General features: G+C 60.5%; 28 protein-coding genes and 2 pseudogenes. 5 read left to right on the top strand and 25 right to left on the bottom strand.

What is annotated here, in order from left to right:
* Positions 1 to 106: 106 nt before the first annotated feature.
* The 16 genes from H4W29_RS29575 to H4W29_RS29500 form a co-directional block, all read right to left on the bottom strand.
* On the bottom strand, positions 107 to 1,297 hold the full coding sequence (locus H4W29_RS29575) for a DUF932 domain-containing protein (protein ID WP_192732321.1): 1,191 nt from the start codon (positions 1,295 to 1,297) through the stop codon (positions 107 to 109).
* Between the two features lie 155 nt (positions 1,298 to 1,452).
* Positions 1,453 to 1,875, bottom strand: a complete 423-nt coding sequence (locus H4W29_RS29570; RefSeq protein WP_192732320.1) for an antirestriction protein — start codon at positions 1,873 to 1,875, stop codon at positions 1,453 to 1,455.
* Between the two features lie 273 nt (positions 1,876 to 2,148).
* The gene (locus H4W29_RS29565; RefSeq protein ID WP_192732319.1) at positions 2,149 to 4,260 is read right to left on the bottom strand and encodes a ParB/RepB/Spo0J family partition protein; all 2,112 of its coding nucleotides are present in this window, start codon (positions 4,258 to 4,260) and stop codon (positions 2,149 to 2,151) included.
* A gap of 238 nt (positions 4,261 to 4,498) precedes the next feature.
* The gene (virB11, locus tag H4W29_RS29560; RefSeq protein WP_192732318.1) at positions 4,499 to 5,542 is read right to left on the bottom strand and encodes a P-type DNA transfer ATPase VirB11; all 1,044 of its coding nucleotides are present in this window, start codon (positions 5,540 to 5,542) and stop codon (positions 4,499 to 4,501) included.
* A gap of 8 nt (positions 5,543 to 5,550) precedes the next feature.
* Positions 5,551 to 6,726 carry a type IV secretion system protein VirB10 gene (gene virB10, locus H4W29_RS29555; RefSeq protein WP_192732317.1) on the bottom strand — a complete coding sequence of 392 codons (1,176 nt, stop codon included), beginning with the start codon at positions 6,724 to 6,726 and terminating at the stop codon, positions 5,551 to 5,553.
* Between the two features lie 8 nt (positions 6,727 to 6,734).
* Positions 6,735 to 7,592, bottom strand: a complete 858-nt coding sequence (gene virB9 / locus H4W29_RS29550) for a P-type conjugative transfer protein VirB9 (RefSeq protein ID WP_192732316.1) — start codon at positions 7,590 to 7,592, stop codon at positions 6,735 to 6,737.
* On the bottom strand, positions 7,589 to 8,260 hold the full coding sequence (locus H4W29_RS29545; protein ID WP_192732315.1) for a VirB8 family type IV secretion system protein: 672 nt from the start codon (positions 8,258 to 8,260) through the stop codon (positions 7,589 to 7,591). The genes virB9 and H4W29_RS29545 overlap by 4 nt, the downstream gene beginning before the upstream one ends.
* 1 nt (position 8,261) lies before the next feature.
* The gene (locus H4W29_RS29540; protein ID WP_192732314.1) at positions 8,262 to 8,546 is read right to left on the bottom strand and encodes a hypothetical protein; all 285 of its coding nucleotides are present in this window, start codon (positions 8,544 to 8,546) and stop codon (positions 8,262 to 8,264) included.
* A 39-nt stretch (positions 8,547 to 8,585) separates the two neighbouring features.
* Positions 8,586 to 9,518, bottom strand: coding sequence for a TrbL/VirB6 family protein (locus H4W29_RS29535; RefSeq protein ID WP_192732313.1), 933 nt, complete (start codon positions 9,516 to 9,518; stop codon positions 8,586 to 8,588).
* 3 nt (positions 9,519 to 9,521) lie between these two features.
* Positions 9,522 to 9,755, bottom strand: a complete 234-nt coding sequence (locus H4W29_RS29530; RefSeq protein ID WP_192732312.1) for an EexN family lipoprotein — start codon at positions 9,753 to 9,755, stop codon at positions 9,522 to 9,524.
* Positions 9,752 to 10,447: a P-type DNA transfer protein VirB5 gene (gene virB5, locus H4W29_RS29525; protein ID WP_192732311.1), complete on the bottom strand. Its 696-nt coding sequence runs from the start codon at positions 10,445 to 10,447 to the stop codon at positions 9,752 to 9,754. The genes H4W29_RS29530 and virB5 overlap by 4 nt, the downstream gene beginning before the upstream one ends.
* Entirely contained in the window at positions 10,444 to 12,810 is a 2,367-nt protein-coding gene (locus H4W29_RS29520) for a VirB4 family type IV secretion/conjugal transfer ATPase (protein WP_192732310.1), read from the bottom strand. Before H4W29_RS29520 ends, virB5 begins: the two co-directional genes overlap by 4 nt.
* Complete coding sequence (locus H4W29_RS29515; RefSeq protein WP_192732309.1) at positions 12,803 to 13,141, bottom strand: VirB3 family type IV secretion system protein; 339 nt, start codon at positions 13,139 to 13,141, stop codon at positions 12,803 to 12,805. The genes H4W29_RS29520 and H4W29_RS29515 overlap by 8 nt, the downstream gene beginning before the upstream one ends.
* A 5-nt stretch (positions 13,142 to 13,146) precedes the next feature.
* The gene (locus tag H4W29_RS29510; protein WP_192732308.1) at positions 13,147 to 13,446 is read right to left on the bottom strand and encodes a TrbC/VirB2 family protein; all 300 of its coding nucleotides are present in this window, start codon (positions 13,444 to 13,446) and stop codon (positions 13,147 to 13,149) included.
* A complete protein-coding gene (locus H4W29_RS29505) occupies positions 13,443 to 14,114 on the bottom strand; it encodes a lysozyme family protein (RefSeq protein WP_192732307.1) in 672 nt (223 codons plus the stop codon). Before H4W29_RS29505 ends, H4W29_RS29510 begins: the two co-directional genes overlap by 4 nt.
* A gap of 3 nt (positions 14,115 to 14,117) precedes the next feature.
* On the bottom strand, positions 14,118 to 14,657 hold the full coding sequence (locus H4W29_RS29500) for a hypothetical protein (RefSeq protein ID WP_192732306.1): 540 nt from the start codon (positions 14,655 to 14,657) through the stop codon (positions 14,118 to 14,120).
* A 98-nt stretch (positions 14,658 to 14,755) separates the two neighbouring features.
* Between H4W29_RS29500 and H4W29_RS29495 the strand changes: the two genes are divergently transcribed.
* Positions 14,756 to 15,106: a MarR family transcriptional regulator gene (locus tag H4W29_RS29495; protein ID WP_192732305.1), complete on the top strand. Its 351-nt coding sequence runs from the start codon at positions 14,756 to 14,758 to the stop codon at positions 15,104 to 15,106.
* A gap of 974 nt (positions 15,107 to 16,080) precedes the next feature.
* Here the strand turns inward: H4W29_RS29495 and H4W29_RS29490 are convergent.
* A complete protein-coding gene (locus H4W29_RS29490) occupies positions 16,081 to 16,518 on the bottom strand; it encodes a transposase (protein WP_192732304.1) in 438 nt (145 codons plus the stop codon).
* Between the two features lie 139 nt (positions 16,519 to 16,657).
* Positions 16,658 to 16,831: pseudogene (locus tag H4W29_RS29485) on the bottom strand (transposase); the annotation flags it as partial.
* A 100-nt stretch (positions 16,832 to 16,931) separates the two neighbouring features.
* Here H4W29_RS29485 and H4W29_RS29480 point away from each other — a divergent pair.
* The 3 genes and pseudogenes from H4W29_RS29480 to H4W29_RS29470 form a co-directional block, all read left to right on the top strand.
* Positions 16,932 to 17,180, top strand: coding sequence for a type II toxin-antitoxin system VapB family antitoxin (locus H4W29_RS29480; protein WP_192732303.1), 249 nt, complete (start codon positions 16,932 to 16,934; stop codon positions 17,178 to 17,180).
* Entirely contained in the window at positions 17,177 to 17,563 is a 387-nt protein-coding gene (locus H4W29_RS29475) for a type II toxin-antitoxin system VapC family toxin (RefSeq protein WP_192732302.1), read from the top strand. Before H4W29_RS29480 ends, H4W29_RS29475 begins: the two co-directional genes overlap by 4 nt.
* A gap of 124 nt (positions 17,564 to 17,687) precedes the next feature.
* Positions 17,688 to 18,247, top strand: a pseudogene (locus tag H4W29_RS29470) (DUF3422 family protein); the annotation flags it as partial.
* 64 nt (positions 18,248 to 18,311) lie between these two features.
* Here the strand turns inward: H4W29_RS29470 and H4W29_RS29465 are convergent.
* From H4W29_RS29465 to H4W29_RS29435, 7 genes are read right to left on the bottom strand one after another with little or no spacing between them, the layout of a single operon-like run.
* Entirely contained in the window at positions 18,312 to 19,034 is a 723-nt protein-coding gene (locus H4W29_RS29465) for an amino acid ABC transporter permease (RefSeq protein ID WP_192732301.1), read from the bottom strand.
* Positions 19,031 to 19,681 (bottom strand): amino acid ABC transporter permease, encoded by a 651-nt coding sequence (locus H4W29_RS29460; RefSeq protein WP_192732300.1) that lies wholly within the window; start codon positions 19,679 to 19,681, stop codon positions 19,031 to 19,033. The genes H4W29_RS29465 and H4W29_RS29460 overlap by 4 nt, the downstream gene beginning before the upstream one ends.
* Positions 19,674 to 20,453: an amino acid ABC transporter ATP-binding protein gene (locus H4W29_RS29455; protein ID WP_192732299.1), complete on the bottom strand. Its 780-nt coding sequence runs from the start codon at positions 20,451 to 20,453 to the stop codon at positions 19,674 to 19,676. The genes H4W29_RS29460 and H4W29_RS29455 overlap by 8 nt, the downstream gene beginning before the upstream one ends.
* 59 nt (positions 20,454 to 20,512) lie before the next feature.
* The gene (locus H4W29_RS29450) at positions 20,513 to 21,394 is read right to left on the bottom strand and encodes a substrate-binding periplasmic protein (RefSeq protein WP_192732298.1); all 882 of its coding nucleotides are present in this window, start codon (positions 21,392 to 21,394) and stop codon (positions 20,513 to 20,515) included.
* Between the two features lie 27 nt (positions 21,395 to 21,421).
* Positions 21,422 to 22,573, bottom strand: coding sequence for an NAD(P)/FAD-dependent oxidoreductase (locus tag H4W29_RS29445; RefSeq protein ID WP_192732297.1), 1,152 nt, complete (start codon positions 22,571 to 22,573; stop codon positions 21,422 to 21,424).
* Positions 22,570 to 23,946 (bottom strand): FAD/NAD(P)-dependent oxidoreductase, encoded by a 1,377-nt coding sequence (locus tag H4W29_RS29440; RefSeq protein ID WP_192732296.1) that lies wholly within the window; start codon positions 23,944 to 23,946, stop codon positions 22,570 to 22,572. Before H4W29_RS29440 ends, H4W29_RS29445 begins: the two co-directional genes overlap by 4 nt.
* The gene (locus H4W29_RS29435; protein WP_192732295.1) at positions 23,943 to 24,248 is read right to left on the bottom strand and encodes a (2Fe-2S)-binding protein; all 306 of its coding nucleotides are present in this window, start codon (positions 24,246 to 24,248) and stop codon (positions 23,943 to 23,945) included. The genes H4W29_RS29440 and H4W29_RS29435 overlap by 4 nt, the downstream gene beginning before the upstream one ends.
* Positions 24,249 to 24,405: 157 nt before the next feature.
* Between H4W29_RS29435 and H4W29_RS29430 the strand changes: the two genes are divergently transcribed.
* Positions 24,406 to 25,731, top strand: a complete 1,326-nt coding sequence (locus H4W29_RS29430; protein WP_312872445.1) for an MmgE/PrpD family protein — start codon at positions 24,406 to 24,408, stop codon at positions 25,729 to 25,731.
* Positions 25,732 to 26,004: the final 273 nt, after the last annotated feature.

Genomic DNA, 26,004 nt, shown 5'->3' with positions numbered 1-26,004 from the left:
ACATCGGCTTGGGAACCACTCATCCATCGAGAAATATCGCTTCGCCTTGAGGCGCGATATGGGCTCCCCTCCGCATGCGAGCCGAGCCGACGGTCAGGCGACGCTTTCAGGTGGCGCTTTCAAGCAGTTTTTTCGCCTTGCCTTCGAGTTCGAGCCGTGTGTCTTGATGCGTCCTCCCCCGCGCGAGCGCGGTGATGCCTTGCACGAAATCGAAAATAGACTCGGGCGGTCTCCCCTCTTCGGAAAGAACAGTCTCGATGATCTTGCCGGTTTCGGTCTTCGAGAAGCCGCGCTTGCGCAGGAATTCCGAGCGATCGTCTTCATTTCGGGCGACGACGCGCTCACGGGCAGCGCGAATGCCGGCAATGAACGGCGCGGGCGAGGAATTGGCGAAGTTCGTCAACGCCGGGGCGGCTTCATGGGCAAAACGCTGAGCTGCAAATTTCGAGTGGCGGATGGTGATCTCCTCGAAGTTTTCGACGCCCCAGAGATTCCTGTTGGCGCACACTGCCCGCAAATAGAAGCCTGCAATTCCGAGTGTTTTCGAACCCACCTCGCTGTTCCAGGCATAGAAGCCGCGGAAATACAAATCGGGTTCGCCATTCGGCAGTCGCCCAGCCTCGATCGGATGGGTGTCGTCGCAAAGAAACACGAACACGTCGCGATCGCTTGCGTAGAGTGTTGTTGTATCCTTCGTGATGTCGACGAAGGGATTGTGGGTCATCGTCGACCAGTCGAGCAGACCGGGAACTTTCCAGATCGTGTCGCCCGTGCCATTGCCAGCAATCTTCATGATGGCGGCGATCAAATCCTTATCCCAGATCCGGCCATATTCGGGACCGGTCACCGCCCGTAGTTCAAGGCGGCCGTCGTCCATCTCCAGGGTCTTGACCATTTCCGCATTGTGGTTGAGGAGCCCGTGCTGGAGGTTGATTGCCGCCAGCGGGGCGGGTAGCTGGCGCATATAGCTCGCCGGTGCACTGGCCAGGCTGCAGAGCTGACCGAAGCTCCAGTGCGTCGGGGCCAAGGGCTCGCGCCCGCCAGGAGCGATTAGGGATAGTCGCTCGGCATTGTCGCGGGTCGCCTCGACGCGGATCTCCGCGGTCTCGACCGTCCGAACGCGCGCTCGATCCGTTCTGCCGCTGACGGCGCGATGCAAATCGGAAAGGGACAGATAGCGTTCGTCGTCAGGGCGCGAAAACCATTCTGACGAAACACGGCCGATACGTTCGCCGCGGGATATATCGACCTTGAATCCGGATGATGTCGGTCGCGGGTTGGGAATCACGGTGTTCATGATGAAGTCTCCTGAAACGAGGGGCCCGGCTGACCGCTCTTGCGACAACCGGGCTGGTGAGATGGACGATAAATTGCGGCCGGAAGACCTGGCCGAGAGGGCAATCCGGGCAGGACAGACAAGCGCGCCGCCCGAGGGCGACGCAGGGCAACGGATCAATCGATCGCCTGGAAGATCTCCGCGGCTTCGGGGTGGTCAGCCGAATAGGTATAGAGGCGGCCATAGCCTTCCGAGAGATGCTCGGATTGATGCTGGAAAGAGAGATGCGAGAAGGCAAAAAGCGTGGCGATGATTCCGGCAGCCTCCGCCGAGACCTCCCCCTGAAACCCGGTGATCTCGCCGGTGATGCGCAACCGGGTTTTGGATCTGGGGGCAAGAAACAGCGGCTTGCCCTCAAGCTCGTAGAAATCCCAGAAACCGCCACCATAATCGAGGGGGCTGAGACGCTCCATGAGACTATAGACTGCGTTTTCGCCGATCATCACCAAAGAGCGCCCGAACAAGGTCGGCAGGAATTCCAGGCGGCGCTCGTCAGGGACGATGGAGGCGGTTTGGGGAGGAACTTCGGATATCGACATTGATCTTTCTCCAGAGAGGCAAAGGGTTGAGGTCGGGCAGCCCTCTCTCCGCGACCCGGCCTCGCCCCTCTCCCCAGCCCCGCTCTTCCCTTTCCGGCTAACCGTAACAGCCCCTTTTCCGGCGTGCGCCGAAAGACAGATGCAGACGGCGGGTCGTTGCAATGTCAGCAGGCTATAAGTCGTTTCAATCGTGTGAGCAGGCCTGACGGCGCTCCCTGAAAACAGAGAAGCCCGGCGCAGCATCCGGGCTTCCGCGAACGAAGGTTTGGGCGATTATTCGGCGGCGTCGAGATGCTCGCCGCCGTCATCGCTCGGATCGGCAGCCGCTTCTCCGGCTTCCTCAGCTTCCGTCAGGAAGGTTGGCAGATCGACATCGGCGCTCTCGGCGACGTTGTCTTCGATAGCGGCGGTTTGGCCGGCCGGGAGCCGTAGCACTTCGGGCAGCCATCCGCTGCCTTCCAGCAGCCGGGCTGCTTCGCGCGCCATGTCGGGCTTCTTCAGATGATCGATCAGTTGCACCGACTGTTCGCCCTTCGCCTCGCGGACTGCCTGCAGGATATGCGCCTTGGTCACGCGGCCGAGATAGTTGTCGACCGTCGGCGTCCAGCCCACTTCTACCATGCCGAAGCCAAGCGAACGAGCCAGCTGTTTGGCGTGGGCGTTTTCCTTCGTCCGCCGGTTCCACGCCTGGACGGTCGTGTTCACCGACAGCGAGACGCAATGGGCAAACAGCGCCATGCGGCTGGCGTCGTCGAGCGCGATCAGATAGTTCCAGACCTCGTCCGCATTTCCGGGGAGGTCGTAGCCCCAGGACTCCTGCCGCTGTTCGATCTCCTTTGCCCAGGCCGTATCGCCAAGCCCCAGCGTCTGGCCGAACGCGGTGTGTTGCAGCGTGATCTCCAGGCACGAGTCAGCCCCGTATCTGTAGAAGATTTTCAGGACGGCGACATGCAGGGCGGCGATGAAGGCCATCACGGGATCGTTCGCGAGCGCATTGCGCAATGCAACGGTGCGGGTGGCCGTCAGATCCTCGATGACGCGATCGGAAATCGGACGAACCTTGCCGTCGTCTTCTTCCGGTTCTTCGACCCCGACAGGCTTGCCATTGACCGAGATGCCGCCGTTCCCCGAGGACCCAACCGTGTCGGTCTCGTCTTCACCAACACCGTCTCCATCATCTCCATTGTTCGGCTCGACCACCGGTTCGTCTTCGGGCCGCACGAAACCGCGTTCGATCTTCAGTTCGCCATTGGCGGCGAGCGAAACGAAGACGCCGCCGCGGGCAACCTCGTCCGGGTCGAAGACGTAGGGCCGATCATTGATGGCATCCAGTTCGTTGCCGAGTTCCTCCAACCGCGCTTCGGTTTCCTCGGAGTGGTCCTCCGCCTCGGCGTATTCCGTGTCGAGCCGGTCGTATTCCGCCTTCAGGGCGTCATGCCGCGCGAGCTCACCCTCGGTGTATTCGGCACGCTGGCCGTAGAGGCGGCGAAGACCGGAGGTGTGGCCGTAGGAGAAATCGAAGGCGGCCTCGACCCACTTCCAGCCCTCTTCGGCCTTCAGCGTTTCGGCCTCAGTGGTCAGTTTTTTGAGCACGAGCTGTTCGAGCAACGCCGGATCCTGCAGCCATCCGCCATTGTCCTGCTCGAACAGGTCGCGCATGACGACACCGCCGGCTGTCTCATAGACGCCGATGCCGACATAGACGGCGCGACGGTCGGAGGCCCGCACTGCCGTCTCAGTCAGCATCCGCCGGATATAATAGGCCTCCTGATTATGGGACCGTGAGATCGTGTCCCAGACCTGCTCCTGGCGAACATGATCATTAGTGATCGAAAATGCCATGATCTGGCCGAGCTTCATCTCGTCGTTGGCGTAGAGGTCGAGGAGACGCGGCGAGACCGAAGCCAGCCGCAGACGCTGCTTCACCGTCGCAACCGACATATGGAAGCGGGCGGCGATCTCTTCCTCGTCGAGCCCCTGTTCGAGCAGCGTCATAATGGCTCGAAACTCGTCCAGCGGATGAAGATCGACGCGCTTGGCGTTTTCGGCAAGCGAATCCTCCGCTTCGAGAGTGTCGCCCTTGCTGACGATGCACGGGATGGCGGCCGTCTTCGTCAATTTCTTCCGGGCGACCAGCAGTTCAAGCGCGCGGTAGCGGCGGCCGCCGGCAGGGATGCGGTAGATGCCGGTCTCGTTGCCGTCGGCATCGAGCTCAGCGCGGGCATTGAGGCTGGTCAGCAGTCCGCGGTGGGCGATATCGTCGGCAAGCTCCTCGATCGAGACGCCCGCCTTGGTCTTGCGCACATTCTGCTGGCTGAGGACGAGCTTGTTGAAGGGGATGTCACGCCCGGCATTGAGCGTGATTTTCTGAATGGCCTGTGACATGTCGTTTTCTCCGTGACGGATCGGCCGGAGCCTCTCCCCGGCAACCTCAACCCGCCACGAACGCCCCTTCCCCCCTCTCGCTCCAACCAGGTCCGCCACCCTCACCGTTTCCGGCCGGCATCCGCCTCGCCGCCGGCTGCGGGCAGCGGTCTGCTCCGCCAGACGGCCATCTGGTTTCGCGTGATGCCGATAGGCGCACTGATCTCGGCCGCCTGGCTCATTGCGTCGCTAAGCTATTTCAGAGTCTCCATGACGGCGGTCCGTTGTCTCGTTCGGCCCCACGCGCCGTGACTGCATCACGGTAATAGATTTCGGTGACCCGAAACCGCCCGTCGATCCGTTTGCACTGCGCGATGATGTCGATCGCAATCGTCAGCATCTCACGAATGTCGTGACGATCGAGGTCGCCGCCCCCTTCCGATTCCTTCACCAGCAACGTCAGTTGCTCGAAGGCAAAGCGGGCGGAATCGGCGTGGACCGTCGTGATCGATCCGGGGTGCCCGGAGTTCACGTTGCGGATATAGTAGAAGGCCGTGCCGTCGCGGAGTTCCTGTAGCAGTATCCGGTCAGGCCGCATACGCAGGCAGGATTCGAGAAGGTCCCTGACGCCGATCCTGGCCATTCCCTGGCCACCCTTCGAATAGAAAAGCCGGACATGGTTTGGCTGCGGGATCACCAGCTCTGGCGTGTCCTCGATGGATATGATGCGTTCGCTCTCGGGGATATACCGGATCAGGGCCTTGGATAGTGTCGTCTTGCCCGATCCCGTCGCGCCGGAGATGATGATGTTTTTCCGGGCAAGCACCGCTTCCTCAAGAAACTGCTTGTAGGCGCCGATCCGATAGTATTCCAACAGCTTCTCACCCGATCGGCCTCCGTCTTTTTCGGCCCGCACGACATCGGCGAACAATCCGCCATAGTCGAGATCGTCAAGGCTCAGCGAAACTGAGGAGGGCTTGCGGATAGTCAGGCTGACGGTTCCTTTCGTCGTGGCGGGAGGAATCACGATCTGGATGCGTTCGTCGTCGGGCAAGGTCGCTGAAAGAATCGGGCGGGTTTCATCGATCGATTGGCTGGAGAAACTTGCGACCGCGCGAGCAAGGCGCATCAACCTGTCGTAGGATAGCTCCGGAATGTCATGCGCCTGCCACCCGTTCGTCCCCTCCGTTACGACCTTCCCGGGCTGATTGACGATAACCTCATAGAGCGCCTTGTCGCGAAGGAACCGTGAAAGTGGCAGCAGCAATTCGCGCACCACACCGGAGTCAGCGGCTTCAGCCATCGGAGCACCTACTTCGTGACTAGTCTTGAAGCCGGACTGAAGTCGCCGAAGACAGCCCGGTCGTAGACGCGGTTGCGGGGCTCCGTTACACGAAGCCGGTAAACGCTGGAGAAATCGAGATCGCGCGCCACGAAGATGGAAACGAGCTCGCCTTGATGCTTCTCGAGCGTCGGCGGGATGTTGATCGATTGTTCCACGGCAATCGCCGCTGCCTGCTCGCCGGCGCTGGTGGTATTCTGCGCCTCGACATCGCTATCTTGCAGCCGGTTGCTGGCATAGGAGCTCGCATCACCGACGATCGACAGCAGGATGGCGCTGCCAAAGCGTTCCCACCAGTGAACATCAATATTACCATCGACACCCGCACGGCCAAGGGCATCGGTCGCCGGCGACGCCAGGGTGATGATGACGCCTTTCGGCGTCTTCGCCCGGTTCCAGAGGACGAACAGACGTTTCTGGCCACGACGGAGACCGCCGCGATATTCACCGACGATCTGGGTACCCTTCTCCATCAGCACGACACGGCCATTGTCCGACAGGACGTCGCGGTTGATGACGCAACTGGTAAAGCCCGGCTGGTCGGAAGAAAGCGCCGTCTCGAGAACGCAGGGAATGGAGGTGCCCATCGCGACGACGAAATCGCGATTGCCGAGTGTGCCAGCACGTGACCCCTGCAGTTGTGTCGGCGTCAGCATCCGATTGAAGCGCTGGTCCTCGTTTTCGCCTTGCCCGTTAAAGCTGCCCGAATTGTTGCCGAGCGGGACGTAATTCGAAGAAGCGTCCGTGTTTGCGTCATCCTGCTGACGTCTCGCCGTCGGTGTATTTTCGCCGCCATAGGCCATGACCGGAGCACGGCGCGCGGCGTCGAGCAGTTTGTCATTGTCGGTGGGCGCCCGCTCGGTGACAACAGGCGTTGGAAGCTGGACCTCCATCGACGTGGTCACTGGCTGGACCGGCTCCTTGGCAGGCTCGAAATCCGAGATCTGGCGAATGACGACCCGTTCCGGCGGGGCGCCATCTGCCGATTTATTCTGCCCGCGCATCGACCACAGGGCGAAGGCGACGAAGACAACGATCGCCAGGGCGACGGCGCCGCGCTTGAGGATCGGATTGTTGTCGAGCCGGCGACCGGTCGATGTTTCGGCACGCTCACCAGGGATCTGGGTAATCTGTTCCTCGGCCATGACATCTCCTATTGCGCTGTATCGGGCTGCGTTTTGACGACGCGCTCGACCGACGGTGACGTCGTGTTGGTCTCGGGGTTGATGCCAACACGATCATAAGCCTCGTTGAAGACGCAGAGCACGTCATCGCCCCTGCGCAGGATGAACTTGCGGCTGATTGCGTGGACCAGCACAAGATTGCCGTCGACGGATTTCGGCACCAGGCTTTCGGTGCCGTCGGAATTCTCCATGTAGATAACAGGCATTTCCTGGTTGCCGACGAAGGCGAAGGTGGTCACCTTGCCGTTGTCGTAGACAGCCTGCGGCTCAAGCGCCTGGGATCCTTGCACCGAATAGCGCCAGTTGCGCGGCCCATAGGCCTCATGCAGCCCAAGGACGCGATCGGCTTGCCCGGCCTGCGCCGCCTGGGCGCGAGCGACGGCGTCCTGCTTGCGGCGCGCTGCCTCATCCGCCGGGTAGCGATATTTCACATAAAAGTAGGTGTTCTGTCCGGCTTCGACGCTGCCGTCGCGGACGGTCAGTTCCATCTGATAGCTGCGCGTCGAACCGTCCCGCCGCGTCGTTACGACGGACACGTTCGTCACCGGCTGGTTTTCCCGGGGCTTCAGGAACAGGATATTGCCGGCAGGCGCTACCTCCCATGCCACGCTGTTGCCCAGCGCAACGTGGGCGATTTCCTCGTCGGCGGCAAATTCGATCTGTACCGACGATCTGAGCGTGCCGACGATTTTGGTGATGTTGTAGGGCTGGTAGTCGACAAAGCGGACGCGGCTGTCCTGTGAAGCGCTGCGCGGAGTGTCGAGCGCGGGCGCAACGGAAGAAAATCCGGTGGCCAGCATGAGGGAGACGAGGAAATGCAGTCTCAATTGATGGCCTCCGGATCGGCGCGATACTCGCTGACCACGAAGCCCAGGGGATTGACCAGGCGATCTGTCGAGGACATCGGAGCGTTGGCATAGGAGAAGGTCAGCGTCGCGACCCAATGCGTGGTGCGCACGTCGTCACCGCGCGTGACGGTTCGCATGTAGCGCACGGATGCGACGGTGGCGTTGATTAGCGAGATGGAAACGACGTTGATCCGTGCCGTTGCGCCCCGGCCATAGATATTCTGAGGCGAGTCCGGATTGCTGCCGCGATAGACCGCGGCAAAGCGGGTCTGCTCCGGCTGAGTCGACAACAGCGCCACCGTCCGGAAATTGTCCTCGGCCTCGCTCGAGACATACCCTTCCCGGGCCCGAACATATTTTGCCGCGAAATACTTCGTCACGGCTTCATCGTAGGTGCCGGCGGTCGATGTCAGCGCGGAAACCACATCGACGATACCAGTCGAATTGTCGACGCGCACGACGAAAGGTTCGACGGTTTTCAGAGGCGTGAGACCCGCGATGGCGAAAACGGAGACGACGGCGATAATGCTGGCGCAAATGGCGACGAACCAGGCGATGCGAGCAGAGCGCTCGACCTGGATCAGCCGATCCTGATCGAACCGGCGGGCCTTGTCGAAGTAGCTCTTCAGGTTGTCGGTGCTCACCATGTCATTTTCCCTCACACGGCCGGTAGGAGCCTGCGACATCGAAATGTGCGAAGGCGACGGGCGCAGTCGAAGCCGGCTCCTCCGCATAAGAGGCGGTATGGCTCGTAGGCTCGCCGGGAACTTTCTCGATGCTCGACTGCTCCGTCTTTCGGTCGCTTTCCCATTGCCACATGGAGCGGTTCAGCGGCCGTCGGGAATAGCCGTCACATTTGGGAAGCGAGTGGGAGATCGAGCCGCAGCCGGTGAGGCCTACGGTCAGCAAAAGCGACAAAAGGATACGAATCATCTAAAAATAACCTGTTCAATTTCATGAATGGCGAGGCTGTCATTCGGTCCGCTTTGGTGTCAGTCGACGTCCAAGGCCACGCGTTCCGCGGCCGATCGCCCTGGCCGTGTGGGAAGCAGCCCAGGCGAGCGTGCTTTCGTGGGCGTCACGCGCGGCGCCATAGCCGTAGGTCAGCGATGCGCCGCCTGCGGCGAGCGCCGAGGCGATGCCAGGCAATTGATAAAAGACGTAGAGAGCCGCGATGCAGATTGCGCAGAGCGCGATCGGCCGCATCAGGACATCGCTGTAGCCTTCGATTGCGGTGAATGTCGTGTCGATGCAGGTGATCAGCAGCGAGCCGATTGCAACGACCAACACCTGCAGGATGACGAAGTTCGCGAGCTGGCCGATCCAGGATTCGGTGAAGCGGCGGGTCGGCTGGAACATGGCGAGCGCGATGAAGATCGGTCCGATAGCAAGCACAATCGCGAGCGCTAAGCGCGCATAGAGCGAGACGATGTAGCCAATCGCCGCGACAAGGAAGCTCGCGCCGATGACCAACATGCCGCCGACGCCCGTCACGATATCAACCGGCCAGGCGGCCCGAGACCATATCTCGTGAGCGCATTTCTGGCCCTTATCCAGCAGGCTGTCGAAGGTGGAGGCGCTGGGCACGGCGCCGGAGTTCAACGCCTGCGATATTTCGCGCGGCAACGTGTCGAAGAATATGTTGGTGACATAGGTCTGATAGTCGCTGGCGTTGCGCACCAGCATGACGATGATCGCTAGCTTCATCGCCCGGAAGGCGAATTCGAGGATCGGTTCCTGGACGGCGCCGCGCAGCACGAGATAGCCATAGAGGACGACATGGAGCGTCAGCGCTGCGGTCAGTGGTCCGGTGACCCAGCTGGCGATGTTCGAGGTCCCGGAGGAGATGAAGTTTTCGAGCGAAGTCTTGAACTGACCATCCACAAAGCTGAATACCTGATACATTTCTCAGCCTCCAAGCGACTTGCGCATGCGCTCGAGACGCGGCTTACCGTCGGGGGCCTCGGCATTGCCGCAGTTGGGCGTGTTGTGCAATTCGCCGGAATTGTTGCGGCATTCGCCGATGATCTTGGCGAGCTGAACCTCGTCGGCGGTCAACTCATCGACGGTATAGACATTTTCCTTCTCCGGGGAGCAAGCCGACAGAAGAAACACCGCCGCAGTAGAAACGATCCACCTCATTTGAGCGCCGCTCCCATCGTGTCCATTCGCTTGCGCCAGTCCTCGGCCTTGCGCTGGTCGTCGACCTGCCCTTGGGCTTGCTGCACCATCTGCAGGCCCTGCATGCGCAGAACGTCGGTCTGCAGGAAGGCGGTTTCGGCCTGCAGGCGGGCCTGCAGATCGGCGATATCCTTGGCATCCGCGGCGCCTGAAATCTGCTGGCGAAGCTGATCGATGCCGTCGATGCGCTTGGTAGCGGCATCATAGATCTGCTGGCCGAGGCTCATCTGACCGGCATTCTGGCTCTGGATGCGCGAAAGCTCCTGCGCGTAGAAATCGTTCGCATTAGTGCGGTAGGTCGAATTGTCCTCAAGGAATTCTGAAGCGGAGCTGCCGAACACGCCGGTGCCGGTGCCCTTGAACAGTCCTTCGATGGCGTTGAAGTCCTGTGGGAGCGCCTTGCGGATCGAAGGATCGTTCAGCAGGCTGGCTACATCGGCCATGTTGGTGATCTTGTTCAGCGAGCCGTAGAGTTGCTGGGCCTGCTGGAGCTGCTGGTTCAAGGCGTCGAGTTGAGACTTGAGCTGCGTGATGCTCTCGATCTGCTTGGCAATCACCGTCTGATCGATAACCGGGATGCCCTGAGCAGATGCCAAGCCGACCGATATCAAAAAGGTTGCCAGAAAGAGCCGTATCCTGCCTATGCGGATCATGATGTCCTCCTTCTTTCCTGAAACACGGCGAGCCAGTCCTCATGCGCCTCTCCCAGTTCCGATCGGATGGCGTCTGCGAGCTCCACATTCGCCGTCCGCCCGGACAATATGGCGAGCTCGTCGTCGAAGCCGTTGAGGTTCAGTTCGGCGACGACGCTGTTGTGGCCCTGCTTGACGATAAAGCATCGGCTTTCGATGGATAGCTCCCGGGAGATCAGTTCGAATTCGCGTTCCGTCAGTTTGAAACCGTCAACATAGTCGGCGCGGTCGCCGCGTGGATTCGGCAGGAAGATCTGTGTCGGGCACTGCTCGATGATCGTGTGGGCGATCGGAGAGACGATCGCGTCGCGCGGACTTTGGGTCGCAAACAGCATAAGGCCGTTCTGTTTGCGGATCGTCTTCAGCTTGTTCTGGGCGAGATCGCGGAAACCCTCATCCTGCAGCGCCTTCCAGAACTCGTCGATGACGATGATGATACGCCGCCCATCGATCAGCTGCTCAATGCGGAAGAACAAGTAGGCCATCAACGGCGTGCGGATTTCCTCGTTATCGAGGAAATCGGTCATGTCGTAGCCGATGAATTTGGCGTCAATCCCGATGTCGTCCGCATCATTGTCGAAGACCCAGCCGAGTGGCCCTCCCCGCTCCCACCGTCTGAGCCGTGAGGCGATACCTTCGGGGTCGGTATTGTTGAGGAAGGTGCGCAAGGCGCCGATCGACCGGCGCTCGACAGCAAGGTCTGCCAGACCGTCGACAGCCGAGGCAATGTCGTGCAGCTCAGTGACAGTCAGTTCCCGCGTCGCCGCTCCGACCAGCTTACCGATCCAGCCCGTGAGGAAGACCTTGTTTTCGGCCGTCAGGTCGAGCGCTTTCAGCGGCGCGCAGCCAGTCGCGACACCGTTCCTGAGCGGAAGATAGGTGCCTCCGGCAGCGCGAACGAACAGGTCGGCACCCCTGTCCTTGTCAAAAAACACCATATGGGGATCATGCTTGTCGAGCTGTGAGAGCATGAAGTTCAGCAATACCGTTTTGCCGGCGCCCGATGGGCCACAGACGAAGGTATTGCCGAGATCGCTGTGATGGAAATTGAAATAAAACGGAGAGCCGGAAGCGGTTTTCAGCATGGCGACCGCCGGTCCCCATTCATTGCCGTCCTTCTGGCCGGTCGGGTAGGAGTGATAGGGTGAAAGCGCTGCGAAGTTGCGCGAGGTGATCGCCCCCGAGCGCGCCCGATATCGGAGATTGCCTGGCAGTTGCGCCCACCAGGTAGCTTCGAGCCCGAGATCCTCGCGTGCGACGACCGCACCGCCACCGGTGAGGTCGGCGCGTGCCTTCGCCATATGATCGGTCAGTTCCTTGACGGACGGCGCGAAGACCGTAAGGCCAAGATGATGTTCGCCTATGACGAAACGATTGGATTCCAGATCATCCATCGCCTCGCCGAGCTCCTCGATCTGAGAGGCGGCCTTGTCACCGGCGCTGACCATCTGGTTCTGCTTGCGGCCCATGATCGTGCGTGCATCAGCCTTCGACGCAAAGGCAAAGGACTGCGTCAGGATGAGTTCGAAGGGCGCGGTCAGGATGCCATCGAGCATGCCGCTACGTGTCGTTGCCGGATATTCCTTGAAGCCGAATATGCCGGCGTACCGGGTTTCGGCCTCGTGGCGAATCTCGATCGTTTCCCGGCCGAAGATCACCCGATCCGAATAGATCGCCGACGAGATACGCCCCTCCGTCAGGGGTACGGGCTCCCGGCGCCCCCCGACGAGCTGGTGCAGAAACTCGCTCGGCTCGGAGAACAGGATTCCGTCCTCGTCGTAGAGGGACAAGACCCGGGGTGCGAAGCGCTGAAGCCCTGCGGTGATGTCAACCACCTTGTCACGCAGATGCTTGAGTGCCGTTTCGTCCAGCTCAATGCCGCATCGGCGCGCTTTACGCAGCCGGGAGAGAAGACTGGCCGCCTTCTCAATGGGGTCACGGCTGGGGTACCAGACAAGCGTGAGATAGAGGTCATTGCGGAAGAGGTCTTCGCGCACCATCCGCTCGCGGTATTTGCTATTGAGGCCGTCGGAAAAGCGATTGGCAAAGTGTCCTTCGGGGTAGTCATTGTCACGCCGGCGAATGACATGCGTCCAGAGCGCCAGCCGCTCGTCGGCAATATTGCGGTAGAGCGTGTTCAGGCCGCGATGCATGCCGTTTAGGTCGAGAACATCGGCTGTTTCAAAGGAAACGCCTTCAAGCGCAAGCACGGTCATGAGCCCGCGGGAATCGAGCGTGATGGTCGTCTCGTCGACGTGACGCACATAGGGGATGAAGGTCTCCGGCCCGAGCTCACGGAACCGAAGTGTGGCGATGCTAGGCAAGGCTTAGGTCCCTCTCGTCGTAGCGTCTGGCAAGCCTTAGCGGCGAGAGTGTCGCGCCGCCCCAATAGGAGGCGTTGCGTGAACGGCCGCGGGTCTCGATCCAGGCAAGCAGGATGCGGAACATGTTATGGTCATGCTTGACGAGCGCCCGGAACACGAGATGGAAGACGACGCCGAACAGTGCGTAGGCAATCGATCCGGCGGTGATATAGAGCACCGTCGTCAGCATGATGTTGATGCCCATCGCCTCCATGGTCACGCCGGCAATCATCGCCGGACGCGTGCAGGCCAGGAACAGCGTCTCTTCCTCAAGGTTTGGAGCGCTCGCCATGGCATTCAGCCCCCGACGATGGTGTTGACCAGCTCGGTGGCGCCGAAGATGCCGCCGATACCGATGATCCAGAAGCCGGCGCGACGAAGATCCATATAGCCGAACATCCAGGCGATGCAGATGATGATCACGGCGATGACCGCCAGCAATTTTGCGATGTTGCCGGTGAGCATGGTGACGATGTTCTGCAGCACGGTCTCGATGCCTGCCGACTGGGCAAAGGCCGGTTCAACCATGCATGCAACGCTCGCAACCGCCATGAGCGTGGAGGCGACAATGGGGCGAAGGCTGGCTTTGGAGATCATTCACTCTGCTCCGATCGGTCATTCTGGAAAATGAGGATTGAAGACCGGTGTCTGGAATTGAACACATCCCAGGATGCGGTTTCTTCGGTTTGGGAGATCTGTCTTGGGAGCGACCGCTGTGGCTGCGCCATTTGATCCGGTGGCTGGTCGGCAGACGCGGCCCGATCATCTGGTTCGGCGATGGTGAGCGCCGCAAGCTTCGGGGAAAGCCGCTTCGCCTCCCCGCGCACCTGCTCGTCGTATTTGACCATCGCACCAACGGTCGGATCGTCGCGTCCATAGTAGGACTGCAGCATCACGTTCTCGGCCTGCGCCGGATCTACTCCGACCCGCAAGGCGAGGCGATAGTAGCCGTTGAGAAGAGTCGCCGTCGCTTTCAGGTTCCGGCACGAGTCAAAGGCGTCCGAAACGGAAAGATTCAGTTTCCGGAGCTCCTCCACGCTGATACCGCCAAGTCCAATCTGGATATCCTGGTGATCGGCGATCAAAGATGTCGCCAACTCAATCGCCTCAGCCTTGCTGGCAGGCTGCGCAGGCAGCGGCGCGCCGCTATTGGTGCGAATGGCAAAGGGATGAAACTTGCTCTCGAGGCTTACGACGCCGGCCAGTGTCTCCACCTGGACCAGCGGCGCGCAGATTTGCGCGATGTCGACGAATGTTGCAGCCATCGGTCAGTACCACACCCGCTGCGCACCGACGCCATCGATGGTCACGTCGATATAATGAGGCTGCGCGCGGATATTCGGGCGCGATATCGGATAGCCCACGCATTGGAGACGTCCGCCGTCGCGCAGCCAGCGCGGCGATGGGACCGCGTTGGAGTCGTTGCCGTAGTTGCCGCGATCATAAGAGCAAAGTGAGTTGTTCACGCGTTGGAGCGAGGTCGAAACACAGGTTGCCTGCTCGCCGCGCGGACCGTAGCTGCCCGAAAGCCTGTATCCTGCGTCACAATAGTAGGGCTCGTAACCTGGCCTCGAACTGTGAAGCCCCACGCCGCCGCACGTCGGAAACGAATGCCCTTTTGCAAGCTCGTTCCAAAGTTTCTGGATCGGCGGTCGGCATTCGGCATATTGGGTCGCCCCGCCCGGATTGGAGAGGCACAAGATTACCTGGCATCCCCAGTCATCAGCCCGCGCTTTACTGCTGGAAATCAGGTAGGGTAATAATACGCACGAGATCGAAAGCAGGACATTCAGCAGAAGGCTTTTCATGGACAGGACCCTCCGAGGCAACAGCGGCTCATTGCGCAAGCAGTGTCGGGTTCCTGCGAAGCGCCATTTTACTGACTTATATAACACAGTTAAATAACATGACAAGAGCGCTCAAGACCCAATGGCACAACCTTGCCTTCTCTGGGCTCATCCTTCACGAGATCCTCGATCACCCGCTCGAGGATGAGACGCCACAGGCGCGGCTGAAGGAGATCGGGATGATGACGATTCTCTACACGATGACTCTGGCAAACCAGAGGCTAACTCTTTCAAATATAATAGAAGTTACGGCGCTTACCCGAAGCGGTGCCAAGGAGACCGTCAACCTCCTCGTTGAGCGCGGAATGTTGAAAGAGACGATCGTCAAGAACTCTCTCGGCCGGGGCACAGCGCGCCAATTTGAGATTTCGGAGGAGCTTCTGAAGAAGCTGAGCTCATTTGAGAGCTGATCGAAAGCTTGAGATTAAACTATGTAATTTCCGGCAGCAACCGCTTGAAAGCAGCGAATCAGCCCGAGTGGCAACCCGACACGGTTGAACCCGATATTGGTCCCTTCAGAACCAAAGCAGCCAAGATAGTCGAAGCATAGCGCCTTGCTGCGCAGAGCGACGGAATGCACGTCAATCGCCGATCACATGCGCTCGAGACAGCGTTTGCTGTTCTCCTTCTTCGAGGGCGGCGATATTGGCTCGAGAGAAATAAGCGCGCGTTACGCACTCGTTTAGTGTTCAGACGTCCATAACCCGCCGAAGCATAGACTTAAGCTTCTCGTTTTCCTCTCGGAGCTTCACGACCATGAGGCGTTTCAGATGGTGGTTTTCGGCCTCGAGAGCGGCGAGTTCCTCCTGCGAGCCAGGGTGCTTTGAGGGACACGGAAGCTCATCGAACGCTTCCGGGACATCACTGCGTAGCGTACTTGCGCGGATTCTGGCTCGAGGTTTCGGAGCCCGCACTGGCGTCAAAGTCGGTTGATCCTGTGAGGAAGGCAGAACATCGAGCACGTTGTCTTCAATAGCTACCAGCCCAATGGGGCTCTCATTCCGTGAAGAAGTTGCGGTGGAACTCCCAGAAGGACCGTCAGCGTCAACCTGAGCAACCGGGATGCCTGCCCCTGGTTCGACCGCGGCTACATCTTCCAAGGCCGAAGGAGCTTGAGACAGGTGACTCTCCGGCATGGCACCGTCCGCCTCAACCGCGCGGGCTACCGCCTGCAAATCCAGATTGCCCCAGATCGAGATTGGTGCGGCCTTCGTTTGGCGCCTGTTCGTCTTGTATTCGACGACGAAGTTGCGTCGTGGTGTTCTCATGTGTCAGACGATCGGGATTGGATGATAGTGATGGAACGATCAGAATGCGTAAAAATTCCCAAAGCCATTCTTCTCTTGGGGATCCGCGTCGATGTGACCCGGCCAGGATCGTCCCGCTAGCTCATACCAAGTCTTTTGCGTAGATCAGCGTTTTCCGCACGCAGCTTCTCGGAGAGCAGTTTTCTCAGCCGCCGGTTTTCTTCCTCGAGCTGGATGAACTCAGAGAGTTCATCGTCGACCGAAACAGACACGGCCGGTGTCTCAGTGACAAGTTGAGCGGCAGCTTTCTTCCACTGATAGTAGGTCTGATCTGAAATCCCGGCACTCTTAACGGCGTCCTTCAGCGTTGCCCCGCCAGCGACCTGAGCTTCGATCTTGCCGATCTTTTCCACCTTGTCCTGATCGCTGAGCCCGCGGGTTCTGGGCTTTGCCGGTTTGGGCGTGCCCGCACGGGCTTTTTCTGCCGTTGCGTTCCTTGCTCTTGAAGTCTTTTTCGGAGAAGCCTGCTCGGAAACGGTACCGTCCTGCGGGGTCTGAATTTCTTCGTCAGCCATTGGTCGTCCTCTGTGATTTGCCGCTTTGTCTGTCAGCTCGACCCAGGAGTCAACGTTCAGGGCCTGCGGCGCTATAGATGAGCCGAGATCTACCTCAACCGCACATAGGGTCCATCGGTACGATCGCCGGTCGGATCCTACCATTGCGTTGGGCAAGCCGCCTCGGGTTCTTCTCGCCGTAGCCAGCACCGGTAGCACTGCCGACCTCCAGCTCCATCAGCCGTTCAGCCGCAAAGCCGATCATCTCACGCAACAAATCCGCGTCCGCGCTCTTCTCAACAAACGAGCGCACGCTCATCATATCATCGGTCATCGGTAGTCGAGCTGTCCCACGTTTTCCGCAGGCTTGAAAGCCGCGAACTTCTTGTATAGATTTCTAGAAAGATCGCTATTTTTCTAGATGGAGTCTACAGATGAGCCTTAGTATCAAGGACCCGGAAGCCCATCGTCTGGCGCAGGCAATCTCCCACGCCACGGGAGAAAGCATGACGCGCGTTGTTACCGAAGCATTGCGCGAGCGGTTTGCCAAGATCGAACGCCGGAAGGGCCGGGCAAGCGTCGAGGAGCTTCTGGCGATCGCCGATCGCGCCGCAGCACACGTGACCCCCCCCTATGTCGATCACGCCGATCTCCTTTATGACGAGAACGGGCTTCCGAAATGATCGTCGATACTTCGGCGCTGGTCGCAATCCTTTATCGTGAGCCCGAGGCGGAGAGCTTTGTTAAAGTCATTCACGACGCCGAAGTTACCCGGATCAGCGTCGCCAATTACGTGGAGTTGTCGATGGTGGTGGAAAACCAGCTCGGCCCGGATGGTATGCGCCAGGCCGAGGCCTTCTTTCGGCGCGCCGGCATCACCGTCGAGCCTGTCACGGTCGAACATGGTGAACTCGCCCGACAGGCTTTTCTCGATTACGGTAAAGGCCGTCACAAAGCCGGTCTCAACTTTGGCGACTGCTTTGCCTATGCTCTGGCAAAAGCGTCCGGAGAACCGCTGCTGTTCAAGGGCAACGACTTCTCGCAAACCGATGTTCAGGCGGCTTAATCATGACCGCATGCATTGTCATCCGGATCCAAGCCGTCGCGCCGGCTACGAACCCGCCCCCTTCCTGCCGGCGCATCTGCAGGATCTACTGAGTGTCCGGTCCAAAGTGGGGGCAGTTCACATACCAAGGACCGAACACAAAAAGCTGCTCGACGAGATCTCGAGTCTATCAGCCCAGATCATTTCGGCGGCAGCAGAAACACGCAATCGTTTCGATGCCAATGCCGCCTATGCAAAATCGTCGAAGAGCGCATCGGCGAGTTGCGCGAATCTCATGTTCCGGGTTTCCAGCGGTTTGGCGTTTTTGTTGCAAGGCGCTTCCGGCCTGCCGTCCGAACCTGCGAAGCAACCGCACCGCGTCTAGAACAGCTCTCCCACGCGACCATGCACCTGATCGATCTCCTGCAAACACGCATCCAGGTTGAAATCGAATACCAGAATGCCATCCAGATCCATGTGATGGCCGATCGGGCCGCAACGCAGGTCAAAATCCAGCGGGCGGTAGAAGGCTTCTCCATCGTCGCCATCAGCTATTATCTTCTGAGCCTGTTCAAAGTCGCCTTCGAGACCGTCGATCATGCAGGTTATCATATCAGCCCCTTGGTGATTCTTGTCCCGTTCGTTATCGCAGCTGTCGTCATTGCCGTCTTGGGCGTGAAGCATGCGCTTTCAGCACACGTCTGACTTGGCGTCACAGGAAGCTCAGGTACAAGATCACGATTTAGATTCACGTGCGGTGCGCCCTCTGTCAGGCTGATGCCTGAGCTTCTTTCAGTTGATTGAGGGATTTTGACGACGAAGTCCGTGCCGACGGGTATCGAAGGCGCTGCTCGATGGCGCGGGCGACGAGCGAGGCAGGCCAGGCGAGAAGGAAGTAGAGAACTGCTGTCAGCGTAAAGACCTGCAGAGGCAGGAAGCTTTCCGACATGATTTCCCGCGATACCAGCGTCAGTTCGGGAACGGCGATCAATGCGGCGATTGAACTGTCCTTCAACAGCGACACCAGGTTGATCACGAGTGGAGCGATCGTGTGGCGCACCGCCTGCGGCAGCAGGATCAGACGGAATGTCTGAATGGGTGTCAATCCACTCGAAAGTGCGGCTTCGCGCTGCCCCGCCGGTACGGCATCGAGCCCGGCGCGGAATACTTCCGCAAGATAAGCCGCATAGACGAGGGCGAGGCCGATCACTGCGGAGAGCTGCGACGACAACGTCATGCCTGCGCCGGGCAGCGCGAAGTAGATGAGATAGAGAATGACGAGGATCGGCACCCCGCGCGCTAGCGCGATGTAGAGACGCGCTGCCAGACGGGCCGCCCGCAGCCGGCGAGAGCGGAGATATTCAAGCAGCAGCGCCAGCATGAACGCCAGGCAGAAGGCGCCCACGGTCAGGACGAGCGTCGTGCGCAGGCTGGTGAGCATGCGCGGCAGCCAGTCGCCAATATTGGCAAGGATAGTATCGAAGAACATCATGGCGTCTCCAGCTTGCGCTCGGCGAAGGATAGGGATCCGGCGACAGCCGTTGTCAGGGCGAGATAGACGAGCGCAGTACACCCGTAGATCAGGCCCGTTTCGAAGGTCTCGTTCACCAGTTGCCGAGCGCTGAACATCACCTCCGGCGCGGCGATGGCAGCGACGAGCGAAGTATCCTTGACGAGCCCGACGGCATAGTTGCCGAGGGAGGGAAGTGAAAGACGCAGGCCTTGCGGCAGAACGATGAGCCGGAAGGCTGCAAACGGCGTCAGGCCGATCGAAGCGGCGGCCTCCTTTTGGCCTGCGGGAACCGAATGCAGGCCCGAACGGAAGATGTCGACGGCAACCGCGCCGCCGATCAGTCCGAGGCCAAGAACCGCGGCGACCATGGAGGACAGCCGGATCCCGACAGCCGCGAGCCCAAAATACAGGAGAAACAGGAATGTCAGGCTCGGGATGTTGCGAAGAGCCTCGACATAGATCCGGATCAGCGCATGTACGATGCGGGCTTTCGCCAGGAAGTCGACCGTCGCGAGGCCGAGACCGATAACAACGGCCACGGCCATAGCTCCCACCGTTACTTCGACCGTCACACCCACGCCAGCGAGCAGCGCGGCGACGATCCTCTCAAGGAATACGTTATCCATCGCGTTGCCCCCTCTGCGAGAGACTTGCCAGGAACTGCTTGAGGCGTGGTGATTGCGGGTGATCGAGAAGATCCTTCGCCGGTCCTTGCTCCACGATGCGACCGTCATCCATGAACAGGATGCGGTCGGCGACCTCCCGGGCGAAAGCGATTTCATGAGTGACGAGCACCATAGCCCTGCCCTCGCCGGCGAGCTCCTTGATTACGGTCAGGACCTCGCCGACAAGCTCCGGATCGAGTGCCGATGTCGGCTCGTCGAATAGTAGGAGCTTCGGCTTTTGGGCGAGTGCGCGGGCGATGGCGACGCGCTGCTGCTGCCCCCCGGACAGACGCTGCGGGACCTCATCGACCTTGGGGGCGAGATGCACCTTGGCGAGCATCTCTTCGGCTAGGCGCGAGGCTTCCACCCTTGAAACGCCCCGGACCTTCTGCGGCTGAAGTGCAACATTGGCACGCACGCTCAGATGCGGCCACAGATGGAAATGCTGAAACACCATGCCGATCTCAGCCCGCTGCGGCGCAAGCTCGAGGTCGCTCATGCGACGGCCATTTTTCCGGCGACCGATCCTGCGTCCTTCCAACAGGATATCACCGGCAGTCGGTGGGTCGAGATAGTTGATGGCTCTCAGGCACGTCGATTTGCCCGATCCACTTGGCCCGATCAGCGCGATGCGTTCGCCACGCCGCAGGGCGAAGGAGACGTTCTTCAGGACCGTGTGATGGCCATAGGACTTACCGAGATCGGTGACCTCGAGAAGAAATTCGGCGGTCATTCCCGCCTCCTTTAACAATGAGAGGAACTTGCGCGGCCGGTTACCCGGCCGCGAGGCGGCTACTGCCCGCAGACGGGCGGCTTCCAGCCGATCGGCCGATCGGCGCCAATCCGGAAGTTTTCGACCGACGGGGTATAGTTCGCCCGACTGACGTTGCCGTAGCGTTGGCCGATCGCGTTGACCGTGCAGGAGGTCCAGAGGTCCCGGATCTCCGCATTCAGCGCTGCCGCGAGCGCCGCGTTGTCTTTCGACAGCCCGAAGACATATTGCCGCCCGAGGCCGGTCAGGAGTGGATAGTCCGGATTGTTGTCGGTGAAGGGCAGGTTGACGAGCCCCCAGTCCGGGTTCTTGGCAAGCGCGTAGTCGATGACCGGAGGGTCGCCGACGAGCGCCTCGATGCGGCCGGCAAGAAGATCGCGCAGTGCTGCGTCGGAACTGTCGTAGAGAGACAGTTCGAGACCCTTGATCCTCCGGAGTTCCGGCAGAAATGAGAAGCCCGTCATCGATCCGACCTTGCGGTTTTCCAGATCCTTCAACGCGTGCCAAGCCGCCTCCTTGGGCGAGGTGATGCCGTTCTGGAAATAACCGGTCGGGTCAGTCAGGGACAACGTTTCGGCGCGCTGCTTTGTCCAGGCGACATTGCCGCCGATAATGTCGACGCGGCCGGTTTGCACGGCGGCGATCGCGCCGGACCATTCCATCGGCACCGGCTTGATCTTCAGATCGAGCCGTTCGGCAGCGATCTGCAGGATATCTCCGTCATAACCGGTAAGCTTACCGTCGCGTGCCACCAGGCCCGGCATGTCGCCGGTAATGGCGACCGACAGCACGCCGGCTTCGGCAAGATGATAGGCCGGGTCGGTCGCCGCCGACGGACCCGGTTGCAGTGCAACGGCGATCCCAATGGCGCCACCAAGCAATCCGAAAATGAAATGCTGCATGTCTGTTCCCTCTTTTGTGGATGGTTGTCAGGCTGAATGAAGACCTGCCGCGTCCGAGGCGGCGGGTCTCTTCTCGAAACGGCTCATCGAAAGCCCGTCGATCTCTGTTGGGGAGTGATCTTCAAGGCAAAGCTCGGCCAACACGGCACCGACTGCGGGTCCGAGTTGGAAACCGTGACCCGAAAAGCCGAAAGCGTGAAAGAGGCCGTCGAGTGTGGGGCTCGGTCCGACGACAGGCAGACCGTCCGGCATGCGGCCCTCGATACCTGTCCAGGTCCTGACGAGCAGGACATCAGCAAGTGCGGGGACCATTGCGATTGCGGACCTGGCCGCCTCGCACGTAACTTCCGCAAGCGGGCGCGCCTTCAACTGGTGCTGGTCGGCGATACCGAGGCCGCTTCCGAAAACGACGCTTCCCTGCCCTGTCTGGCGGATATAGATGCCGCCGCCGCAGATCCCGAGATTGGGGCCGATCAGCGGTGCAATGGGCTCCGTCACACACATGTTCGGCGCCATCACCGCTTCTTCGACCTGATCGCCGAGCGATGCTGCGATTGCGGCGCCCCAGGCGCCGGCAGTGTTGACGAGCCGCCGCGCCCTGACGGGTGACGGATCCCCGGCCAGCCAAAGCAGAAACCCCTGCTCCGACACCCGGATCTCCTTAACGAGGCAGCATTCACGGATGTCAGCGCCGAGTGCGCGTGCCGCGCGGGCGAAGGCCGGCGCGACCAGACGGGGGTTGGCCTGGCCATCCTCGGGGCAGAAAGACGCGCCGGCATAGATCGGCGCGACATATGGAAAGCGCAGGCGCAATTCGGCTCGCTCGAGAATTTCGGCATGAATCTCGTGGCTTCCAAGCAGCTCCCGGTGCGCTGCGAGGTCGTGCATGTCTGCATCGCTTCGCGCGAGCTTCAGATGACCCGTCGCCCTGAATTCGCAGTCGCTGCCGACTAGGCTCTGCAGATTGCTCCAGATCGCGCGGCTACGGCGGGCCAAGGGCAGTTCAGCTGGGTGGCGCCCCTGTTGACGGACACCGCCATAGTTGACGCCGCTCGCCTGGGCTCCGCAACGGCCGCGTTCGAACAGGATGACGGAGGCGCCCATACGACGTGCGTGCAGGGCCGCCGCGCAGCCGGCCAGACCGCCGCCGACGATCGCGATGTCGAAGGACGCACTCATCGGCCGATCTCCGTGAGATGCTTGAGCGCCATCGGCTTGATCGGAGCCTGAGTGCGCAAGCGGCCGATGGCACTGATATCGACCCGGGCAGTCGCCGCAATGATCTCGGCAGCCGCGGGCGCGCAGATGCGTCCCTGGCATCGCCCCATGCCGAGCCGGCAGAAGGCCTTGATACGATTGATGTCTGACTCGCCGGATTCGATCACAGTCCGGCGGATGTCACCTGCCGTGAGGCCTTCACAGCGACAGACCATGGTCTCATCCGGCAGTGTTTCGGCGATGTGCGACGGAAAGGGGAAGACGCGATCGAGAGCATTGCGAAAGCGTGCCGCTCTTCCAATCAGAGCCCGGTCGCGCTCCGATGGCCCGTTTTCCTCATGTGAAACATCCCGAAGCAGTGCCACAGCCGCGAGCCGCCCGCTCGCGGCTGCGATGACGCTGCCACGAACAGAGGAGCCGTCGCCTGCCAGATAGACATTCGCGAGTGACGAGCGTCCGTCAATATCGACCTTCGGCAGCCACTGTCTCTGCGGTGCGTTGAATTGGAAGTCGACACCGAGGAGGTCAGCAATCTGCGTCTCCGCTTTCAGACCGTGCCCCACAGCAAGCGCATCACAGGCAAGGAACATATCCCGGCCGTCACAGCGGAACTCTAGTCCATTTACGCGGCCATCACCGCCGCGTGTCGCCTCCACGGGAACAACACCGGTGAGTACCGGAATACCATGCGCCCGAAGCCAGGCAATAAAATAGAGCCCGCGGGCGAATGTGGCACCGCCGGAGGCCAATGCCGGCAGGACCGACAGATCGTTGAAGGGTTTCGCGGTCTCCAGGACGGCCGGGACAGTCGCCCCGGCCCGGGCATACTGGTAGGCGACGAGGTAAAGAAGCGGCCCGGTACCTACAAGCACGACAGTCCGACCGATCAATGATGCCTCCGCCTTGAGGGCGATCTGCGCGCCGCCCAGACTGTAGACACCAGGAGCCGTCCATCCCTTCATCGGCACGACGCGATCCATGGCGCCACTTGCGATGATCAGGCGCGACCAGCGCTGTACGAAGGCGCGCCCGCAGCTTACCAGATGGAGTGCGCCGGGTTCGGCGTTCCAGACTGCTGTTTCGGCATGGTATTCGACGACCGCCTTGAGATCGGCCACATCAGCGCGGAACGCTTGAGCGCGCTTTGCATCGAAGCCGTAGAGGTCGCTCAGCGATCGCGAGAGCTCCGGCTCGGGCTTGCGGAATATCTGGCCGCCCGCAGATCGACCTTCATCGATCACGACCGGACGAAGGCCGGCATCGGCAAGCGTCCTGGCTGCGGCGATACCGGCCGGACCGGCACCGATAATCACGATTGGCTGAGCCGGTTTCATCGAAGCGTCTCCGGCGATCGGGTCAGGAGCCGCATGCCGGCATCGACCAGGCTGGTGCACGCGCGAAGACGTTCGCCGTCCTCGCGCCAAAGCCAGCAGTCCTGGCAGGTACCCATCAGGCAAAAGCCGGCGCGAGCTTCGTTCGTGAATTCAAAGTTGCGGACATGACCTGGATCGGATCGCATCGCCGTCAGCACACTTTCACCGAGGCGCGCGCGTACACGCAGGCCATCGACGAAGATGCTGATTGCAGCTCCTGCGCGCAGATCCGGCCTTACCCGGTCGCTTTCCACCAAATCCATGGCTGATATTCCTCACTCCCAATTTCTTATTGACTTGCCGTACATCCACAATATGAATTTAAACATTCAAAACTGATCAGGCAATTGGGCTCTAACTGAGGATGTTCGAAACTTGACTACTACCTGTGAGAGTAACCGGCGCGGGGAGACGACCTTCGTGATCGATCGTCTTGCAACGATGTGCACGTCCGTTTCGGCCGTGCCGTCCCACGTGCTGGACGCCACCCGGCAAACGCTTGTGGACACGATCGGAGCAGCCGCCGCGGGAGCAGCAACCAGAGCTGGACAGGCTTCCCTGAAAGGCGCCCCGCTCATTTGGGGACCCGGAGACTGCAGCATCTGGTTTTCCAGGCGGCGTTCGACTGCAGTCGGAGCCGCCTTCGTCAACGCCGCTTATGCGGCCGCGCTCGATCTTGACGACGGCCACAGGAAGGCCTCCGGCCATCCTGCCGCTGCCATCATTCCGTCCGTACTGGCCTGCGCAGAGCACAACGGAGCAGGCGCGGACGCAATCCTCACCGCCATCGCGCTTGGCTACGAGGTGGCGGTCCGCGTATCGAGCTCACGCGAAATCGCTACGCTTCGAACCACCGACAGCGGGCTGTGGTGCGGATACGGTGTCGCGGCCGCAACTGCATGGCTTTATGGGGTTTCCGCAGCCGTCATGAGCCACGCGCTCGCGATCGCCGGCCAGACATCGACATCTCAGGCTGCAACCGGGTTCACCCGCATAGGCCATACAGTGAAGGAAGGAATACCCTGGGCGACGGCGAACGGCATCCAGGCCGTGATGTTGGCTAATGCCGGTCATCGAGGACCGGTCGACATGCTGGATGACGCCGATACTTATGCCAGGACGCGCCTTGTCGGCTTACCGGGAGACGCATGGGCAATCGAGGGCGCCTATTTCAAACTCTACAGTTGTTGCCGCTGGGCGCACGCTGCGATCGACGGTGCGCTAACCCTTCAGGTTCGTATGTCGCTTAGCATCTGCGACATTGACACGATCCTCGTGGAAACCTTCGAACGGGCGCTGTCCTTGCCCAACCTGCCGGACCCTTCCACGAACGAGGCCGCACAATACAGTATCCCCTTCTGTATTGCGCTGGCGCTCGTCCATGGCGAACAGGCGTTGCTGCCGCTGAAGGAGGAGCATCTCGGCGATGCCGCGGTCGTCGCGCTCGCCCGACGAATTAGACTTGTGAGCTCAAGGAATTATGAGCATGCTTTTCCGGGATCGACACCAGCGCGCGTGACGATCGCGGGCAAGGGCCAGGTCGACCAGCAAGAAGTGCTGTCACCGCGAGGGGAGCCGCTGAACCCACTCACCCGTGATGCGCTTGAGACTAAATTCCTGGCTCTCATGGAGAAGTCGCCCTTTGACGAAAAGCAGGCATTGGCGTTGCTGGAGGCGGCAGGCCGGCTGGGCATCGATCGTAAGCCCTCCGACCTCTATGCCGCCCTGAGAGCATGCGAGCCATAGTCGCCTTCGGTTTGTTCTGATTGCCGGGTTGAACACGGCGGCCGGAGACAATCTCATGCCGCCGCTTTTGGCTCGCTTTCAGCAAGCAGAAAATCGACGAGACGGTTTCCCGGAGGGATTGTACGTCAATTTCTGGGGCCTCTCTATCGCTCTTGAGGCTCGGCGTGTCCCTTTTCGCGCTACAGGTGCTGACGCACTTGGTGTGCCTGGTGGTGTCCTCACAAGCGTTTACAACAGCACCATGTCGTATAAGGAATCTCACGTAATGCGAAA

The organism is Rhizobium viscosum (assembly GCF_014873945.1).
In the GTDB taxonomy this organism is placed as follows: domain Bacteria; phylum Pseudomonadota; class Alphaproteobacteria; order Rhizobiales; family Rhizobiaceae; genus Rhizobium; species Rhizobium viscosum.
The sequence above is the reverse complement of the archived record's forward strand: the minus strand, read 5'-3'. Positions and strand labels throughout refer to the sequence as shown.

Bases quoted from the DNA above. Each gene is read 5' to 3' on its own strand.
- H4W29_RS29575 (WP_192732321.1), bottom strand. From the start codon at position 1,297: ATGAACACCGTGATTCCCAACCCGCGACCGACATCATCCGGATTCAAG.
- H4W29_RS29570 (WP_192732320.1), bottom strand. From the start codon at position 1,875: ATGTCGATATCCGAAGTTCCTCCCCAAACCGCCTCCATCGTCCCTGAC.
- H4W29_RS29565 (WP_192732319.1), bottom strand. From the start codon at position 4,260: ATGTCACAGGCCATTCAGAAAATCACGCTCAATGCCGGGCGTGACATC.
- virB11 (WP_192732318.1), bottom strand. From the start codon at position 5,542: ATGGCTGAAGCCGCTGACTCCGGTGTGGTGCGCGAATTGCTGCTGCCA.
- virB10 (WP_192732317.1), bottom strand. From the start codon at position 6,726: ATGGCCGAGGAACAGATTACCCAGATCCCTGGTGAGCGTGCCGAAACA.
- H4W29_RS29545 (WP_192732315.1), bottom strand. From the start codon at position 8,260: ATGGTGAGCACCGACAACCTGAAGAGCTACTTCGACAAGGCCCGCCGG.
- H4W29_RS29540 (WP_192732314.1), bottom strand. From the start codon at position 8,546: ATGATTCGTATCCTTTTGTCGCTTTTGCTGACCGTAGGCCTCACCGGC.
- H4W29_RS29535 (WP_192732313.1), bottom strand. From the start codon at position 9,518: ATGTATCAGGTATTCAGCTTTGTGGATGGTCAGTTCAAGACTTCGCTC.
- H4W29_RS29530 (WP_192732312.1), bottom strand. From the start codon at position 9,755: ATGAGGTGGATCGTTTCTACTGCGGCGGTGTTTCTTCTGTCGGCTTGC.
- virB5 (WP_192732311.1), bottom strand. From the start codon at position 10,447: ATGATCCGCATAGGCAGGATACGGCTCTTTCTGGCAACCTTTTTGATA.
- H4W29_RS29515 (WP_192732309.1), bottom strand. From the start codon at position 13,141: ATGGCGAGCGCTCCAAACCTTGAGGAAGAGACGCTGTTCCTGGCCTGC.
- H4W29_RS29510 (WP_192732308.1), bottom strand. From the start codon at position 13,446: ATGATCTCCAAAGCCAGCCTTCGCCCCATTGTCGCCTCCACGCTCATG.
- H4W29_RS29505 (WP_192732307.1), bottom strand. From the start codon at position 14,114: ATGGCTGCAACATTCGTCGACATCGCGCAAATCTGCGCGCCGCTGGTC.
- H4W29_RS29500 (WP_192732306.1), bottom strand. From the start codon at position 14,657: ATGAAAAGCCTTCTGCTGAATGTCCTGCTTTCGATCTCGTGCGTATTA.
- H4W29_RS29495 (WP_192732305.1), top strand. From the start codon at position 14,756: ATGACAAGAGCGCTCAAGACCCAATGGCACAACCTTGCCTTCTCTGGG.
- H4W29_RS29490 (WP_192732304.1), bottom strand. From the start codon at position 16,518: ATGGCTGACGAAGAAATTCAGACCCCGCAGGACGGTACCGTTTCCGAG.
- H4W29_RS29480 (WP_192732303.1), top strand. From the start codon at position 16,932: ATGAGCCTTAGTATCAAGGACCCGGAAGCCCATCGTCTGGCGCAGGCA.
- H4W29_RS29475 (WP_192732302.1), top strand. From the start codon at position 17,177: ATGATCGTCGATACTTCGGCGCTGGTCGCAATCCTTTATCGTGAGCCC.
- H4W29_RS29465 (WP_192732301.1), bottom strand. From the start codon at position 19,034: ATGATGTTCTTCGATACTATCCTTGCCAATATTGGCGACTGGCTGCCG.
- H4W29_RS29460 (WP_192732300.1), bottom strand. From the start codon at position 19,681: ATGGATAACGTATTCCTTGAGAGGATCGTCGCCGCGCTGCTCGCTGGC.
- H4W29_RS29455 (WP_192732299.1), bottom strand. From the start codon at position 20,453: ATGACCGCCGAATTTCTTCTCGAGGTCACCGATCTCGGTAAGTCCTAT.
- H4W29_RS29450 (WP_192732298.1), bottom strand. From the start codon at position 21,394: ATGCAGCATTTCATTTTCGGATTGCTTGGTGGCGCCATTGGGATCGCC.
- H4W29_RS29445 (WP_192732297.1), bottom strand. From the start codon at position 22,573: ATGAGTGCGTCCTTCGACATCGCGATCGTCGGCGGCGGTCTGGCCGGC.
- H4W29_RS29440 (WP_192732296.1), bottom strand. From the start codon at position 23,946: ATGAAACCGGCTCAGCCAATCGTGATTATCGGTGCCGGTCCGGCCGGT.
- H4W29_RS29435 (WP_192732295.1), bottom strand. From the start codon at position 24,248: ATGGATTTGGTGGAAAGCGACCGGGTAAGGCCGGATCTGCGCGCAGGA.